The sequence below is a fragment of the Sphingomonas sp. BE138 genome (assembly GCF_031456125.1).
Taxonomy (GTDB): Bacteria; Pseudomonadota; Alphaproteobacteria; order Sphingomonadales; family Sphingomonadaceae; genus Sphingomonas.
Genome location: NZ_JAVDUC010000040.1, coordinates 1 through 13,224, shown reverse-complemented (window position 1 = coordinate 13,224; position 13,224 = coordinate 1). Strand labels below are relative to the sequence as shown.

10 protein-coding genes and 1 pseudogene are annotated in these 13,224 nt (G+C 66.9%); 2 read left to right on the top strand and 9 right to left on the bottom strand.

Features of this window, described 5'->3' with window-relative positions; genetic code table 11:
- Nucleotides 1–97: 97 nt before the first annotated feature.
- Nucleotides 98–421, top strand: a pseudogene (locus J2Y58_RS20030) (type IV secretory system conjugative DNA transfer family protein); the annotation flags it as partial.
- 522 nt (nt 422–943) lie between these two features.
- Here J2Y58_RS20030 and J2Y58_RS20025 read toward each other — a convergent pair.
- From J2Y58_RS20025 to J2Y58_RS20015, 4 genes are all read right to left on the bottom strand, one after another.
- Nucleotides 944–1,897 carry a replication initiator protein A gene (locus J2Y58_RS20025; RefSeq protein ID WP_310107110.1) on the bottom strand — a complete coding sequence of 318 codons (954 nt, stop codon included), beginning with the start codon at nt 1,895–1,897 and terminating at the stop codon, nt 944–946.
- A gap of 46 nt (nt 1,898–1,943) precedes the next feature.
- Nucleotides 1,944–2,237: a ribbon-helix-helix domain-containing protein gene (locus J2Y58_RS21010; RefSeq protein WP_405053147.1), complete on the bottom strand. Its 294-nt coding sequence runs from the start codon at nt 2,235–2,237 to the stop codon at nt 1,944–1,946.
- 2 nt (nt 2,238–2,239) lie between these two features.
- Nucleotides 2,240–2,887 (bottom strand): ParA family protein, encoded by a 648-nt coding sequence (locus J2Y58_RS20020; RefSeq protein ID WP_310107108.1) that lies wholly within the window; start codon nt 2,885–2,887, stop codon nt 2,240–2,242.
- Nucleotides 2,888–3,067: 180 nt separating this feature from the next.
- On the bottom strand, nt 3,068–4,486 hold the full coding sequence (locus tag J2Y58_RS20015; RefSeq protein ID WP_310107106.1) for a PLP-dependent aminotransferase family protein: 1,419 nt from the start codon (nt 4,484–4,486) through the stop codon (nt 3,068–3,070).
- Nucleotides 4,487–4,605: 119 nt separating this feature from the next.
- Here J2Y58_RS20015 and J2Y58_RS20010 point away from each other — a divergent pair, with 119 nt between their 5' ends.
- On the top strand, nt 4,606–5,463 hold the full coding sequence (locus tag J2Y58_RS20010; RefSeq protein WP_310107104.1) for a DMT family transporter: 858 nt from the start codon (nt 4,606–4,608) through the stop codon (nt 5,461–5,463).
- 113 nt (nt 5,464–5,576) lie between these two features.
- Here J2Y58_RS20010 and J2Y58_RS20005 read toward each other — a convergent pair whose 3' ends face one another.
- From J2Y58_RS20005 to J2Y58_RS19985, 5 genes are read right to left on the bottom strand one after another with little or no spacing between them, the layout of a single operon-like run.
- Nucleotides 5,577–6,902 carry an ATP-binding protein gene (locus J2Y58_RS20005; protein WP_310107102.1) on the bottom strand — a complete coding sequence of 442 codons (1,326 nt, stop codon included), beginning with the start codon at nt 6,900–6,902 and terminating at the stop codon, nt 5,577–5,579.
- Nucleotides 6,903–7,580 (bottom strand): response regulator transcription factor, encoded by a 678-nt coding sequence (locus tag J2Y58_RS20000; RefSeq protein WP_310107101.1) that lies wholly within the window; start codon nt 7,578–7,580, stop codon nt 6,903–6,905. It abuts the gene before it with no gap.
- Between the two features lie 7 nt (nt 7,581–7,587).
- Complete coding sequence (locus J2Y58_RS19995) at nt 7,588–8,964, bottom strand: TolC family protein (RefSeq protein ID WP_310107100.1); 1,377 nt, start codon at nt 8,962–8,964, stop codon at nt 7,588–7,590.
- Nucleotides 8,961–12,065, bottom strand: coding sequence for an efflux RND transporter permease subunit (locus tag J2Y58_RS19990; protein ID WP_310107097.1), 3,105 nt, complete (start codon nt 12,063–12,065; stop codon nt 8,961–8,963). Before J2Y58_RS19990 ends, J2Y58_RS19995 begins: the two co-directional genes overlap by 4 nt.
- On the bottom strand, nt 12,065–13,042 hold the full coding sequence (locus tag J2Y58_RS19985) for an efflux RND transporter periplasmic adaptor subunit (RefSeq protein WP_310107095.1): 978 nt from the start codon (nt 13,040–13,042) through the stop codon (nt 12,065–12,067). The genes J2Y58_RS19990 and J2Y58_RS19985 overlap by 1 nt, the downstream gene beginning before the upstream one ends.
- Between the last annotated feature and the right edge of the window lie 182 nt (nt 13,043–13,224).

Below are 13,224 nucleotides of genomic sequence, written 5' to 3'. Positions count from 1 at the left end.
GCCCGACGAGCCAGGGACGAAGGTGGCCTGAGCGTCCCCGTTCGTCAGATGTTCAGCTTACCGCTGTTCATGTAACAAACCTTGAGGTGCCCCCACGTTCATGTCCAATGCCGGCGTGATCCAGACCTTCGGGGTCAACGACCTTGCCACCGCCGACATGCTGTCGCGCACGATCGGCGATACCACCATCGAATATCAGACCTTCGGCACGTCCGCCCCGGCCAGCATCTTTAGCGACGGCACGCGATCGGAAAGCTCCAGCGGCCACGTCGCCGCGCGCCGGTTGGCGACGCCCGACGAAATCATGCGGATGGATGCCGGTGATCTCCTGCTGCTGCGGCAGGGTCAGCATCCGTTAGTCGTCGGCAAAATCCGCTACTATGCCGAACGCGAGTTCGCCGGCCTCCACGATCCGGCGTGAGTGCACACACCAGCGGACCCCGGCGATGGGTTCAGGGTATGCCCCCACCCAGCCCTTTCAACGGGCGCGACACTGACAGGTACACACCGCCGGATCGGCTTGGCTTCTTCCGGAAGCCTGCGGCCGTTAGGCCGCTCTTGTGACGGCGATAGCCGGCACGAAACAAAGGCGCATTGCTCAAGGGGCAATTCCGCATCCCCTTTCCCTGTCGCTAGAACCTTGCGTCTGAGGTTAAGTGATTCTGTTAAATAGGAATCGTTAAGAAGGTTAAGGGATGAAAAGGGGCCAAAAAACCGCTTTCCGCCAATAGTTTGAGGAGTCCGCCGGTGTGTGATCCCACGTGATTCGGTGTGTGATCCCACGATAGCGCGGTGTGTGATCCCACGACGGTTAGGTGTGTGATCCCACGATGATCGCTTGCCTCTTTGCGGGTCGATTATTGCTCGATCCCCACCCTCAACGGCCGCTGTCAGCCACCGCCTTTGATACGGATGAGCCTTGGGGTGTGTGATACCACGATAGTCAGCGTTCTCCGGCGAGCTTGTCCATCAGGTCGTCCACCTCGGCGGCGCGGCGGCGATCGGCATCGAACCGGTTCCGCCGCTCCTGCTCGGCTTCCAACCTGGCAGTCAGTGCCAGCGCCTCCGCTTCACCCCGAAGTCGGAACAGCACGGCAGGACTGCCATCGGCTGTTGCGGTCATCTGCATCGCATAATCAGGGAGCTGGTCTGCCTCCACTACCTTGCGGAGCATCCGGTTGAACTCTTTGGGTTTGCTATCGCTGCCGGTCTTGTCGCGCAACACCTCAACGCGACACGTCCACCCGCCCTTCTGGTTGCCAGCATGCTTGCGCGCGATACGATACAGGGCGCGTTCCAGCCCGCCGGTTAGCAGAAAATAATCCTGGTGCATGGTGAGAAGCGACCGCTCCCCCATGATGCCCTCATACACCCAATCCGACAGCGTGATGGTCATCCCGCGCGGTTGATCGGTGTCCGGGTCCACCTCCAGCGTCCATTTGTCGAGCCAGTTGAAACCGGCCTTGGTGCGCCGCTTGGGCGCGCGGATCGAGGTCGATATGGAAGTCGTCTGAAGCCGCTGAAGTGCGGCTTGCAGTTCCTGATAGGCCCGGCCGCTGGTATCGCGCTTGATCGCTCTCAACAGGTCATAGGACGTTGTTTTAAGTGTCCGAGGAAGGTCGTTGACGCCCTGCTCCCGCATCCGGTTGAGCGTGGACGCGGCCCATATCAGAATATCGGCGTCCCAAATCGTCGCCATGCCATAGGCAGGGATCGCCTCGATCTTCACCCACGTCTCGCCGTCCGGGCTGCTATACTCGATAGGCTTCACCCTCTTGCGTTTCTGAAGCGAGAAAAACGGCCGCTCCATCGTCTCCCGCTGATCCTTCAGCGGGAGGTCGCCCATCAACGGGATGAACAAATCAAACTCAGGGTTGGGATTCTGACGCTTGGTCATGCCGCTTCAATCCCGCGATTCTGCATTATTGCAGATGTGCACATTATCACACGCGGCCGAATTGCTTGTCGGCGTCATACTTGGCGACCAGCTCGCTGATCGCCTCGGCAAGAAGGTCTTGGTGACTGCGACGGGTCCGCGCTGCCAGAACACGAAATGCCTCCGCCGTAGGATCGGCTGGATCGAAATATGCTCCGAGGTGATACTTTCCCGGCCGCTTGCCACTCGCCCTTGGTGCACTCGACGGTGAGGTTGACGGAGCCGGCTGATGATCCAGCTCGGGTTCGCGAGGGGAGGGGGAAGCTATTGCCGGCCCCAACAGGGAAGTCCGTTTCGCCATAATCAAACCTTCACATTTGCAGGTGTGCAATTCATCACATCATCAAATATGTGTTTCTGCAAGGCTGCAATTTCTAAGGCAGCCTTGCCCTTCGGCTCATGCTCAATGACGCCCAAGCCATAAGGCCATGCCGCTCGGTAGGCGCTGCGCTCCCGCAATACGGCGCTCGCCACCCGCAAGCCGGTCGCCTCGGCAAGCGTTCTGGCATCGTCCAGCAACGTGGTTGCGGTCGGGGGGGCGGCATTCAGCACGACCACGCCCGTTCGCCCGGTACTGGTGATAAGCTGCGCCGTGCGCTTGATCGCATCGAGGTCGATCAATGACGGACGACAGGGGATGACGACCAGATCAGCACGCTGCGCCGCTGCGGCGGCTTCCGCGCCCGCTGCCGGCGGGGTGTCGATAATCGTAAGCCCAAAGCCGTTAGCCTCTGCGGCGTCGATCGCCTGATCGAGGCGGCGCGCGCTGATCGGTTCGACGTGGGGTAATTCGGCTGTCCGTCGCTCGCTCCAAGCAGTCGCACTCTCCTGCGGATCGAGGTCGAAAAGAGCGGTCTTTATCCCGGCCGCATCGGCGGCAACCGCCAGGTTCACCGCCAGCGTCGTTTTACCGACACCCCCTTTTTGCGCTGCAATTGTGATAATATGCAAGTGTGCACACCTTCAATAATGTTGAATTGATGGTATGCAGAATGGCAGGATCGCACAACTGCTATTGTGCGACTGCTTGATGTGCAGCGCGGGGGGATTACGCCAACGACCGACCAGCCACGGGGCGTCGCCTATCAGCCGTCCCGTTGGGGATGGTCGATCGAGAAGAGGACAAGCCTCTCAAAACTCGGCTTTCACGCGCTCTTGAGAAACGCTGATGGCAGCCTGGATCGCGCCGTAGGTTCGTTCGCCTGGCATTTGGGCGACGTTGAATCGTAGGAACGATCCTGCCGACTGCGACACGCTGAACACGTTGCCCGGGGCAAGAACGACGCCTTGGTCCATGCAGCGGCGCGCGACCTCGGCCGAGTCCAGTTCGTCCGGCAGCCGGCACCACAGATAGAAGCCGCCTCTCGGCATGGTCCACGGCACGATCCCAAGACGCGCCAGCCTTTCCGCCACCCGGTCGCGCTCACGCGCAAGGCGGACGCGCAACTCTGCCATGTGCTTGCGATAGCTCCCGCCGGCCAGCACATCGGCGATCAGCGCGGTCGCGAGCGGACTGGGGCCGCCGAAGCTGGTTGCGACCTGAAGGTCCACCAGTCCCTCGATCCAGTCGGCGCGTCCCGCGATATAGCCGCACCGCGCCGCGGCGGAGAGGGTCTTGGAGAAGCTGCCGATCCGGATCACGCGGTCGAACCCATCGAGGACGGCGAGGCGCGGCGAGGGCGACGGCTCGAAGTCCGCGAAGATATCGTCCTCGACGATCGTCAGGTCGTGCATCGCCGCAGCACTGAGCAGCCGATGCGCGGTCTGCGGGGATATCGTCGCGCCGGTCGGATTATGGAGCGCGGAGTTGGTGATGTAGAGGCGCGGCCGATGCGTTGTCAGCGCCGCCTCGAACGCCGCAACGTCGGGTCCGGTCGGGGTGTACGGAACGCCGACCAGCTCGACCCGGTGTGCACGAAGCAGGGCCTGGAAGTTGAAGTAGCCGGGATCGTCCACCAGTACCGTGTCGCCGGGATGCAGCAGGTAGCGGCAAACGAGATCGATCGCCTGCGTCCCCGATCCGGTAAGCAGCAGTTGATCCGGGTCGGCTTCGATGCCTTCGTCGGCGAAGCGGCCCAGCAGCAGCCGGCGCAACGCCAGCGACCCGCGCGTGCTGCCATAGTCGGACAGGAGCGAGGTATCGGCGCGCGCGATGCCGCGAAGACCGCGCCGGAGCGCCGCGTCGGGCATCCAGTCGGCCGGGAGCCACCCGCATCCGGGCTTCTCCATCGTCGCGTCGGCGTCGAGCGACTGCCGGGACACCCAGAAGGGGTCGATGGCGCGGTCGCGGCGCGGCCCCATCTCGCCGATCGACAGCGGCGGCATGTTCGCGCCGGTGACATAGAAGCCGGAGCCGCGCCGCGCGCGGATCACGCCCTCGGCAGCCAAACGGTCATAGGCTTCGACGACGGTGGACGGGGACGCGCCCATCGTCTCGGCGAAGGCGCGCACGGACGGCAAACGGTCGCCGGGACCGATGACGCGCGTGGCGATCCTGCCGCGGATCGCGTCCATCAACTCCTGGGTCAAGGTAGCCGCACGCTGTCTCATCGATCCTGCTTCGTGGAGTGTGTTGCTCAACCGGACCATACACATTTCTGTTTTTGTATGGAGCTGTTCCTGTTGCATGGACCTGCGCCGCTCTACCCGAACCGCGAAAGCGAGGTCGCATGGGCACGTCGGGCAGTGGTTGGATCAGTGGGTTGCTGGGCGTCATCATCTTCAGCGGCTCGCTGCCGGCGACACGGCTCGCCGTCGCAGACCTGACGCCGTTGTTCGTCACGGGCGGTCGCGCGGTGATCGCGGCGATGCTCGGTGCGGTGTTCCTGGTCGCGCTGCGTCAGGCCAAGCCGACGCGATCGGATATCCTGCCGCTCGGCATCGTGGCGATCGGCGTCGTCATCGGCTTTCCGCTCCTGACCGGGTTGGCGCTGCGCCACATCACCGCGGCGCATTCGGTTGTGTTCATCGGCCTGCTGCCGCTCGCCACCGCCGCCTTCGCGGTGCTGCGCGGCGGCGAACGGCCGCGCCCCGCCTTCTGGGCCTTCTCCGGTGTCGGCGCCGCTACGGTGGCCGGGTTCGCCCTCGGGCAGGGCGGCGGATCGCTGACGGGCGACCTTCTCATGGTCGCCGCGATCCAGCTGTGCGGCCTCGGTTATGCCGAAGGCGCGACGCTATCGCGCCGGCTCGGGGGCTGGCAGGTCATCAGTTGGGCGCTGCTGCTGGCCCTTCCGGTCATGGCCGTAATCGCCGTCGCCACGATGCCGGCGAACGTGGCGGCGGTAGGGTGGTGCGCCTGGACGGGCTTCGCCTATGTGTCGGTCTTCTCAATGATGCTGGGCTTCGTGTTCTGGTATCGCGGCCTCGCGCTCGGCGGGATCGCCGGCGTCGGCCAGCTCCAGCTCCTCCAGCCTTTCCTCGGGCTGTTACTGGCTGGCCTGGTGCTGGGCGAACCGGTCGCATGGACCATGATCGCGTCCACCATGATCGTCATCCTGTGCGTCGTCGGTGCCAAACGCTTCGCGTGATCGCCTCCCGCTTTCCCATAAGGATGGTAAAATGGGAAAGCCTGCGGCTTCTCAGAAGCCGTCGTTCACCCAGGTTTCAAGAACCCCGAAGCAGATCGCCAGCGCCTCTCGATCTATCTCGGAAGCCGTATGGTGACACCGAAGGCCCGCTCGGATCGGGACAGAAGGGCATCGCCGCCATGACCAATGGCAACGGCGCGAACTAGGGCAAGGCCCAGCCCATGTCCGTCAGTGGTGCGTGACGCCTCGGCGCGCGCGAAACGCTGAAACAGGCGTTTTGCATCAGCGGGGGCAACGCCCGGGCCGTCATCCTCCAGCGTCACTTCAATCGCATCCTGCGTCGCCGTCGCGGCCAGCGTCGCTTTGGTGCCGGGCGGCGTGTGGCGCAACACGTTCTCCAACAGGTTCGACAATGCCTGCGCGAGCAGGCGTCGGTCGCCCTCGATATGCAGTCCGGGCATGACGTCGATCGTCAGCGTATGGCCGGCGGCCTCGAAGTCGGGACGATAGGTTTCGGCCATGTCCTCCAGCAGCGCCGACAGATCGACCGCTCCCAACGCTCGACGTTCAGCCAACCCTTCGACTTCGGCGATGCGCAGCAACGCGGCGAATATCTCCAACAGATCGTCGGCCTGACGGCGGGCGGCCTCGATCGCGTCTGTGTCCCCGGTCGCAGCGCGATCAAGCTGGTTACACAGGCGGGTAAGGGGGGTGCGCAGGTCGTGCGCCACGTCGGTCGACACCTGCCGCAGATTATCCATCAGCGCGGCCATGCGGTCGAGCATCCGGTTAAGCGTGGAGGCAAGGCGATCGAACTCGCTGTCCGATCCGTCGCGCGGCACCCGCTGCGTCAGGTCGCCGGCGATGATCGCCTGCGCGGTGGCATCGATGCGCGACAGGCGACGCCGGGTCAGCCATCCGACCAACACCGCCGCGCCGATCCCCAGCGCCAGCATCGCCGCCAGCGCGATCGCGAACAGCGACGCCAGCGTCCGGTCGATCGCTGCGAGGTCGCGCCTGTCGGCGATGACGACCAACATCCCGCCGGACAGCGGCGTCGCGAGCGCCTGACCGACGCCGGTATTGTTGCCGCGTCGGAAGCCGAAATGCTCCTGATAGCCTGGCTCGACCGGCGTCAGCGGCGTGATCGTCGCCGCAATCGTCCGGCCGGCGCGGTCGATCAGCAAATAATCGAGGCTGGCTTCGTTGCGCGCATCCTCGCGCAGACGGATCGCCTCGGACACCGCCGTCAGACCACCTTCGCGCGCTTCTGCGACAAGCGCGCGTGTCTCCACCGCGACCCGGTGGTCCAGTTGCTCCTCCAGCGCCTCGTGCGTCACCTCATAGGCGACCGCACCGATCGCCAAGGTCGCGGCGCTGAACGCCAGCGCGACCAGTACAACGATGCCGAAGGTCGAGCGCCAGAGGCGGGCGAGCATCTATTCGCCCCGGATCATGTAGCCGGCACCGCGCACCGTCTCGATTGCATCAGCGTCGAAGCCGGCGTTGAGCTTGGAGCGCAGTCGACTCAGATGCGTCTCGACGATGTTGGTCTTCGGATCAAAATCGAAATCCCACACCCGCTCCAGCAGCATGGTGCGGGTCATCACCCGGCGCGGGTTGCGCATCAGCTCCGCGAGCAACGCAAACTCACGGGGTTGCAGGGTGACGCGCCGACCATCGCGTTCGACCGTGCGGCGATGCAGGTCGAGGACGATATCGCCGACCCGGAGCAGATGCGTGTCATCGCCGCGTGAGGAAGGCCGGCGCGCCAGTGCATTGAGGCGGGCGGCCAGTTCGGAGAAGGCGAAGGGCTTGACCAGATAGTCGTCGGCACCGCCCTCCAGTCCCTCGACGCGATCGGCGATACCACCGACCGCGGTCAGCATCAGGACCGGGGTGGCGTCGCCGGCCGCGCGCAACGCCTTCACCAGCGCCAGCCCGTCGAGGCCAGGCAGCATCCGGTCGACCACGATCGCATCGAACCCGCCCCCAGTCGCCTGGAACAGTCCGTCGCGGCCATCCTCGCTGACCGCGACCTGATGCCCGGCCTGGCCCAGCCCCTGCGCGACGAAGGCGCGGGTGTCGCTATCATCCTCGACGATCAATATCCGCATTGCCCGATTATCGCGTAGCGGCGTCGGTTCGCCAACCGCCGCCCAAGGCGCGGAACAGAGCGACCTCGTTCTGCGACACCGCCAGATCGGACTGGACCTGTTGGAGGGTCGCCGATGCAGCCGCGCGCTGCGCGTCGACCTGAAGCAGGCCGGGCGCATCACCGAGGCGGACCCGGACAGCGGCCCGCCGCGCATAGGCCTGCGCCTCGCGCGAGGCGGTCGCCAGATCGCGGTTGCGACGGGTTTCGGCATCGTAGGTCGCCAAGGCCGTCTCGACCTCGCGCAGTGACCGCAGCACCGCCACGTCCCACCCGGCCAGCGCCGCGCGCTCGGTCGCGCGGGCCTGTTCGAGACGTGCGCGTGCCGGTGCCTGGTTGGGAAAGGCCCAGCTGACGAGCGGGGTCACCGCCGCGCTAATCCCGCCGGATAGCAGCCCAACGGCCCCGCCCAGATTGACGCGTGGGTAGAGGTCCGCGCGCGCCACCCCTATCCGCGCGGCCGCGGCGGCAAGGCGGCGCTCCGCCTCGCGCACGTCGGGACGGCGCAGCAGCAGCGCGGTTCCGTCGCCGACCGGGGCCGCCCCGCGCAAGCGCGGCGCGGCGGTGCAGCCGAAGCGATAGGCGCGCGCCTCGGCCGGGGGGCGGCCTTGCAGCGTTGCGAGCCGGTACAGCGCATTGGCGCGCTGCGCCTCGAACGGGGTAATGGCGGCACGGGTGGCGGCAGCGATCGTCGCGACTTGCGAGACTTCCAGCGGCGACACCTCGCCGGCACGCAACTGCTCGCGCACGAGAGCGACCGAACGGTCCTGCGCCGCAGCGACCTCGCGCGCGGTGGCGATGGCGCGGGTCGATCCGCACAGGTCGACATAGGCCAGCACGGTGTCGGCGACGACCGCGACGCGCAAGCCATCGACGACGGCCGCCTGCGCCTCGGCATCCGCCCCGGCGGCGGTCGCAGCGGAGCGCAGCCGGCCGAACAGGTCGAGGTCCCAGCTCGCCGTCGCAGCGATATCGTAATCCGTCGTGGGCACATTGCCCGACGCGCTCGGCTGTCCGGCGGGGTTGTCGACGCCAAGCGCACTCTCGATCGTCGTCTGCGGCAGCCGCGCCGCCCGGGCCTGCCGCAAGGCTGCGCGTGCGCCGTCGAGATTGGCATAGGCCACCCGCAGGTCGGCGTTGGCCGCCAGTGCCGATCGGACCAGTCCGTCGAGGACAGGATCGTCGTAGAGCCGCCACCAGTCGTCGGGCACCGGTGCGATCGACGCCACGGGAAGCGACGCGAACGCCCCGGTGGCGCTCGCCCGCGCCACAGTGGGCTGTGGCTTGGGCACGCTCATGCAGGCGGATGCGAGCAGGGCTGCGGCGGGGACCAGACGACGGATCATGCCAGCGCCTCCGTGGATGCGGGAGCAGGCGGCACCGCGCGTTCCTCGCCATAGCGAGCGTAGAGCGCGGGCAGCAGCAGCAGGTTGAGCGCGGTCGACGAGATGAGACCGCCGAGGATCACGATCGCCATCGGATGCTCGATCTCGTGCCCCGGCGCGTTGCCCGCGACGATCAGCGGCACCAGCGCGAGGCCGGCGCAGGCGGCGGTCATGAGGATCGGCACCAGACGCTCTTCCGCGCCGCGCAGCACCAGTTCGCGGCCGAAGGTCATCCCCTCCTGCCGTTCGAGATGCTGATAGTGCGATAGCAGCATGATGCCGTTGCGCGCGGCGATGCCGATGACGGTCACGAACCCGACCAGCGACCCCAGCGATAGCACCCCGCCGGTCAGTGCGACCGCGACCACGCCCCCGACCAGCGCGAAGGGCAGGCTGACGGCGACCAGCGCGGTGATGCGGCGCGAGCGGAACTCCATCCACACCAGCAGCAGGATGCCGACAAGGCATAGCGCGCCGATGCTCCAGAGCCGGCCGCGTGATTCCTTCAGCGCGGCATATTCGCCCAGCACCTGCGGGTGATAGCCGGTCGCGAACGGCACCTTCGCAACCGCGGCGTCGACCGCCTGCGCGACGGTGCCGAGGTCGCCCGCGACGTTCATCGTCACGTCGAGGCGTCGCTGGCCGTTCTCACGCTTCACCTCGTTGGGGGCGGGCGCGATCTCGATATCGGCGATGTCGCCGAGCCGGACCGGCGCGCCGGTAACAGGTGCCTGGATCATCAGGTCGCGGAGCGCATGGACGCTGTTCCGCACCGCCGGCTCACCCCACACGGCGACGTCAAACGCGCGCTGGTCGCGGTAGATTTCGCCGACCTTGGCCTGCGCCACCAAGACCTGCGCCTGCCGGCGGACCTCGCCCGCGGTCAGCCCGAGCCGGGCCAGTTCGGCAGGCCGCGGGCGGATGCGGATTTGCGGGACCAGCACCTGGCTCTCCAGCTTCAGGTCGGACACGCCCTGAATACCGCCGATCGCATCCCGGACACGCGCGCCCGCAGCGCGAAGTTCGGCCTGATCGGGGCCGTAGATGCGGACGACGATCGTCGCGCCGGCACCCGTCAGCACTTCCTTGATCCGCTCGCGCAAGTAGGTCAGCACGTCGCGGTAGAGGCCGGGATAGCCCTCGACCACCTCCTTGATCCGCTTCACCGACGCATCGTAATCGGCACTCTCGTCGAGGCTGATCCACAATTCGGTGAAGTTGGGGCCGACCACCTCATCGGCCTGCTCGGCGCGGCCGATATGTGCGCCGAAGTTGCGGACACCGGGGATGCTGCGCAGTTCCTTCGACGCGCGGATCGTGATGCGGTCCATCGCCTCGATCGAGGTGCCCGGCTTCTCGACGAAGTGCATCAGGAAGTCGGTTTCGCGGAAGTCGGGAAGGAACTGGTCCTTGAAGGTCGCATAGCCGACGCCTGCGAGCAGCAGCCCGCCCGCGACGATCCCGACCGCCAGCACCGGCCGCCCGACGACGCGCGGCAGGAAGCCGACATAGCGGCGCTTCAGCGCGGCAACGATGCGGGTGTCGCGCTCTTCGGTCAGCGGTGCGTTCGGCAGAAGCAGCAGGCACATCGCCGGCGTGACGGTCAGCGCGACCAGCAGCGACATGCCGATCGCCAGCACATAGGCGATGGCGAGGGGCTGGAAGAACGTGCCCGCGACCCCGCCGAGGAAGAAGATCGGGACGAACACCAGCATCACGATCAGCGAGGCGAAGACCACCGCCGAGCGCACCTCCAGCGACGCGGCCAGCACCACCGCGAACGCGGGCTTGGGATCGGCGGACTCGCGGTTCAGCCGCAGGCGGCGCGCGATATTCTCCACGTCGATGATCGCATCGTCGACCACCTCGCCCAGCGCGATGACGAGGCCGGCGATAATCATCACGTTGATCGTCGCACCCGACCACAGCAGCATCAGCCCGGCGCCCAGCAGCGACAGCGGGATCGCGACGAGGCTGATCGTCGCCTGCCGCCAATCGCGAGTGAACAGGAACAGCACCGCCGCGACCAGTGCGCAGCCGATCATCAGCGCGCGGGTGAGATTGTCGATCGAGCGTTCGATGAAGGTCGCCGGCCGGAAGATGGTCGTATCGACCTTCACGTCCTTCAAGCCCGGCTTCAGCTCGGCGAACGCGGCCTCGACCGCGCGGGTCAGCTCCAGCGTGTTGGCAGTCGGCTGCTTCTCGACGATCAGCATGATGCCGGGGCCGTCGTCGATGATGGCGTTGCCGATCGGCGCGTTGAAGCCGTCGACCACGCGCGCCACGTCGCCGATCCGCACCGGCGCTTCGCCCGCCTGCTTGACGATCGCCCGGGCGAGATCGGCCGCAGTCTGGACGGTGCCCGCCTGCTGGACCGCGAGCCGCTGGTTGGGCGTGTCGACGAACCCGCCGCCCCCGACCAGAACCGCATCGCCCGCCGCGACGCGTACCTCCGCCAGCGTCACGCCGGAAGCGCGCAGACGATCGGGATCGACCAGCACCTGCAATTGCCGGTCGCGCTGCCCCCAGACCGCGACGTTGGCGACGCCGGGGACCGCCATCAGCCGTGGCCGGATCGTCCAGCGGACCAGCTCGGACAATTGCATCTGATCGAGTTTCGTCGACGACAGTCCGACCTTCATCGCGCGACTGGTCGAGGACAGCGGCGGCATGAGCACCGGCTGTCGTGCCGCAAGCGGCAGGCGTGGCTGCACCTGGGCGATCCGCTCGCCGACCATCTGGCGCGCGCGGATCACGTCGGAGCCGCGCTCGAACAGGATTTGCACCGACGACAGGCCCAGCACCGACTTCGAGCGCAGCGTCATCAGGCCGGGCACGCCGTTGACCGCGGTTTCGATCGGCACCGTCACCAGGCTCTCGACCTCCTCGGTCGACAGGCCCGGTGCCTCGGTCTGGATTTCCACCATCGGCGGTGCGAACTCGGGGAACACGTCGAGCGGCACGTCGCGCCCGGCGCGGACCCCGAGCACCACCAGCAGCGCGGCGAGCGCGAGAACGAGGACGCGCTGCGCCAGCGCGAAATGGACGAGCCGGCCGAGCATCAGTGCGCCGCCCCGAACTCGGTGCCGAACAACTCCGCCGCACCATCGGTCACGACCTGCGCGCCGGCGGACAGTCCGCGCGCCAACAGCGCCCGTCCGCCGCTCTCCGATGCCACCTCGACACGCTGCCGGACGAAGGTGTCGGGCGCGGTCTTCTGATAGACCCACTCGCCGCCATGAATGTCGCGCAGGATTGCGGCAGACGGCACCGACAGGCCCTCGGTCTGCCCGGCGAGCGGCAGGTCGACCGACACGCGCTGGCCGACCTGGAAAGCCCGGTCGCGATTGTCGACCGCGTAATAGAGGTCGACGGTGCCGGCGACGGTGTTGGCCGAAGGCGGTGCCTGCACCGGGCGCGCCGAGCGGGGCGCACCGCCATCGCCAAGAGGGCGGACCGTAGCGGAGGCTTCGCGTCGCACCTCGCCCATGTCGCTGCCGAACACCGATGCGCGCACCCACAGCACGGGTTGCGCGCCAAGCGAGGCGACCGCCGGCCCGAGCAGCCGGCGCTGCTGCCGCGCCGCGTCCAATGCGGCCTGCGCCGCGGTCAGAGCCGCCGCGGCCTCGTCACGCGCACGCACGCTGCCCGCTTCCTCACGCACCAGGCTCGCGGCGCGATCGAGAGCGATCCGCGCAAGCCGCGCCTGCGCCGTGGCACGCGCCAGTTCGGCATCTGCCGCGGCCTGCTGGCTGCCGATCTGCTGGAGGTTGGTTGTCGAATTGACCGGCACGCCGTTGGCGCTGATCGGCGGCACGACGATCTCGCCTGCCACTTCGCGCGTCGCCGTGGCCGATCCGCCATCCACCCGCGCCAGCACGATGCCCAATCGCTGCTGTGCCTGGCGTGTCAGGGTCAGCTTCAACAGCTCGCTCTCATGCGCGATCGTCTCGGCATGGGCGGGCGGTGCGGGCGGCGTCGCGGTCTTCTCGCCACAGCCGGCGAGCAGGATCGGAATCAGGAGAAAGGTCTGGCGCATCGTGGCGGCCTAGCGCGGTAACGATGGGGGTCGCTGGAGCCGACTATACAAAGTCCCAATGTAACGGATCACATTCCCGATTGGGAACGAGACCGTCTGAAAACGCGGATCAGGATTCCCGTGCGCATCTCGGCAGTGTAATCTTCTGGCATGGCGTACATCGAGGGACATGCTCGGGATCA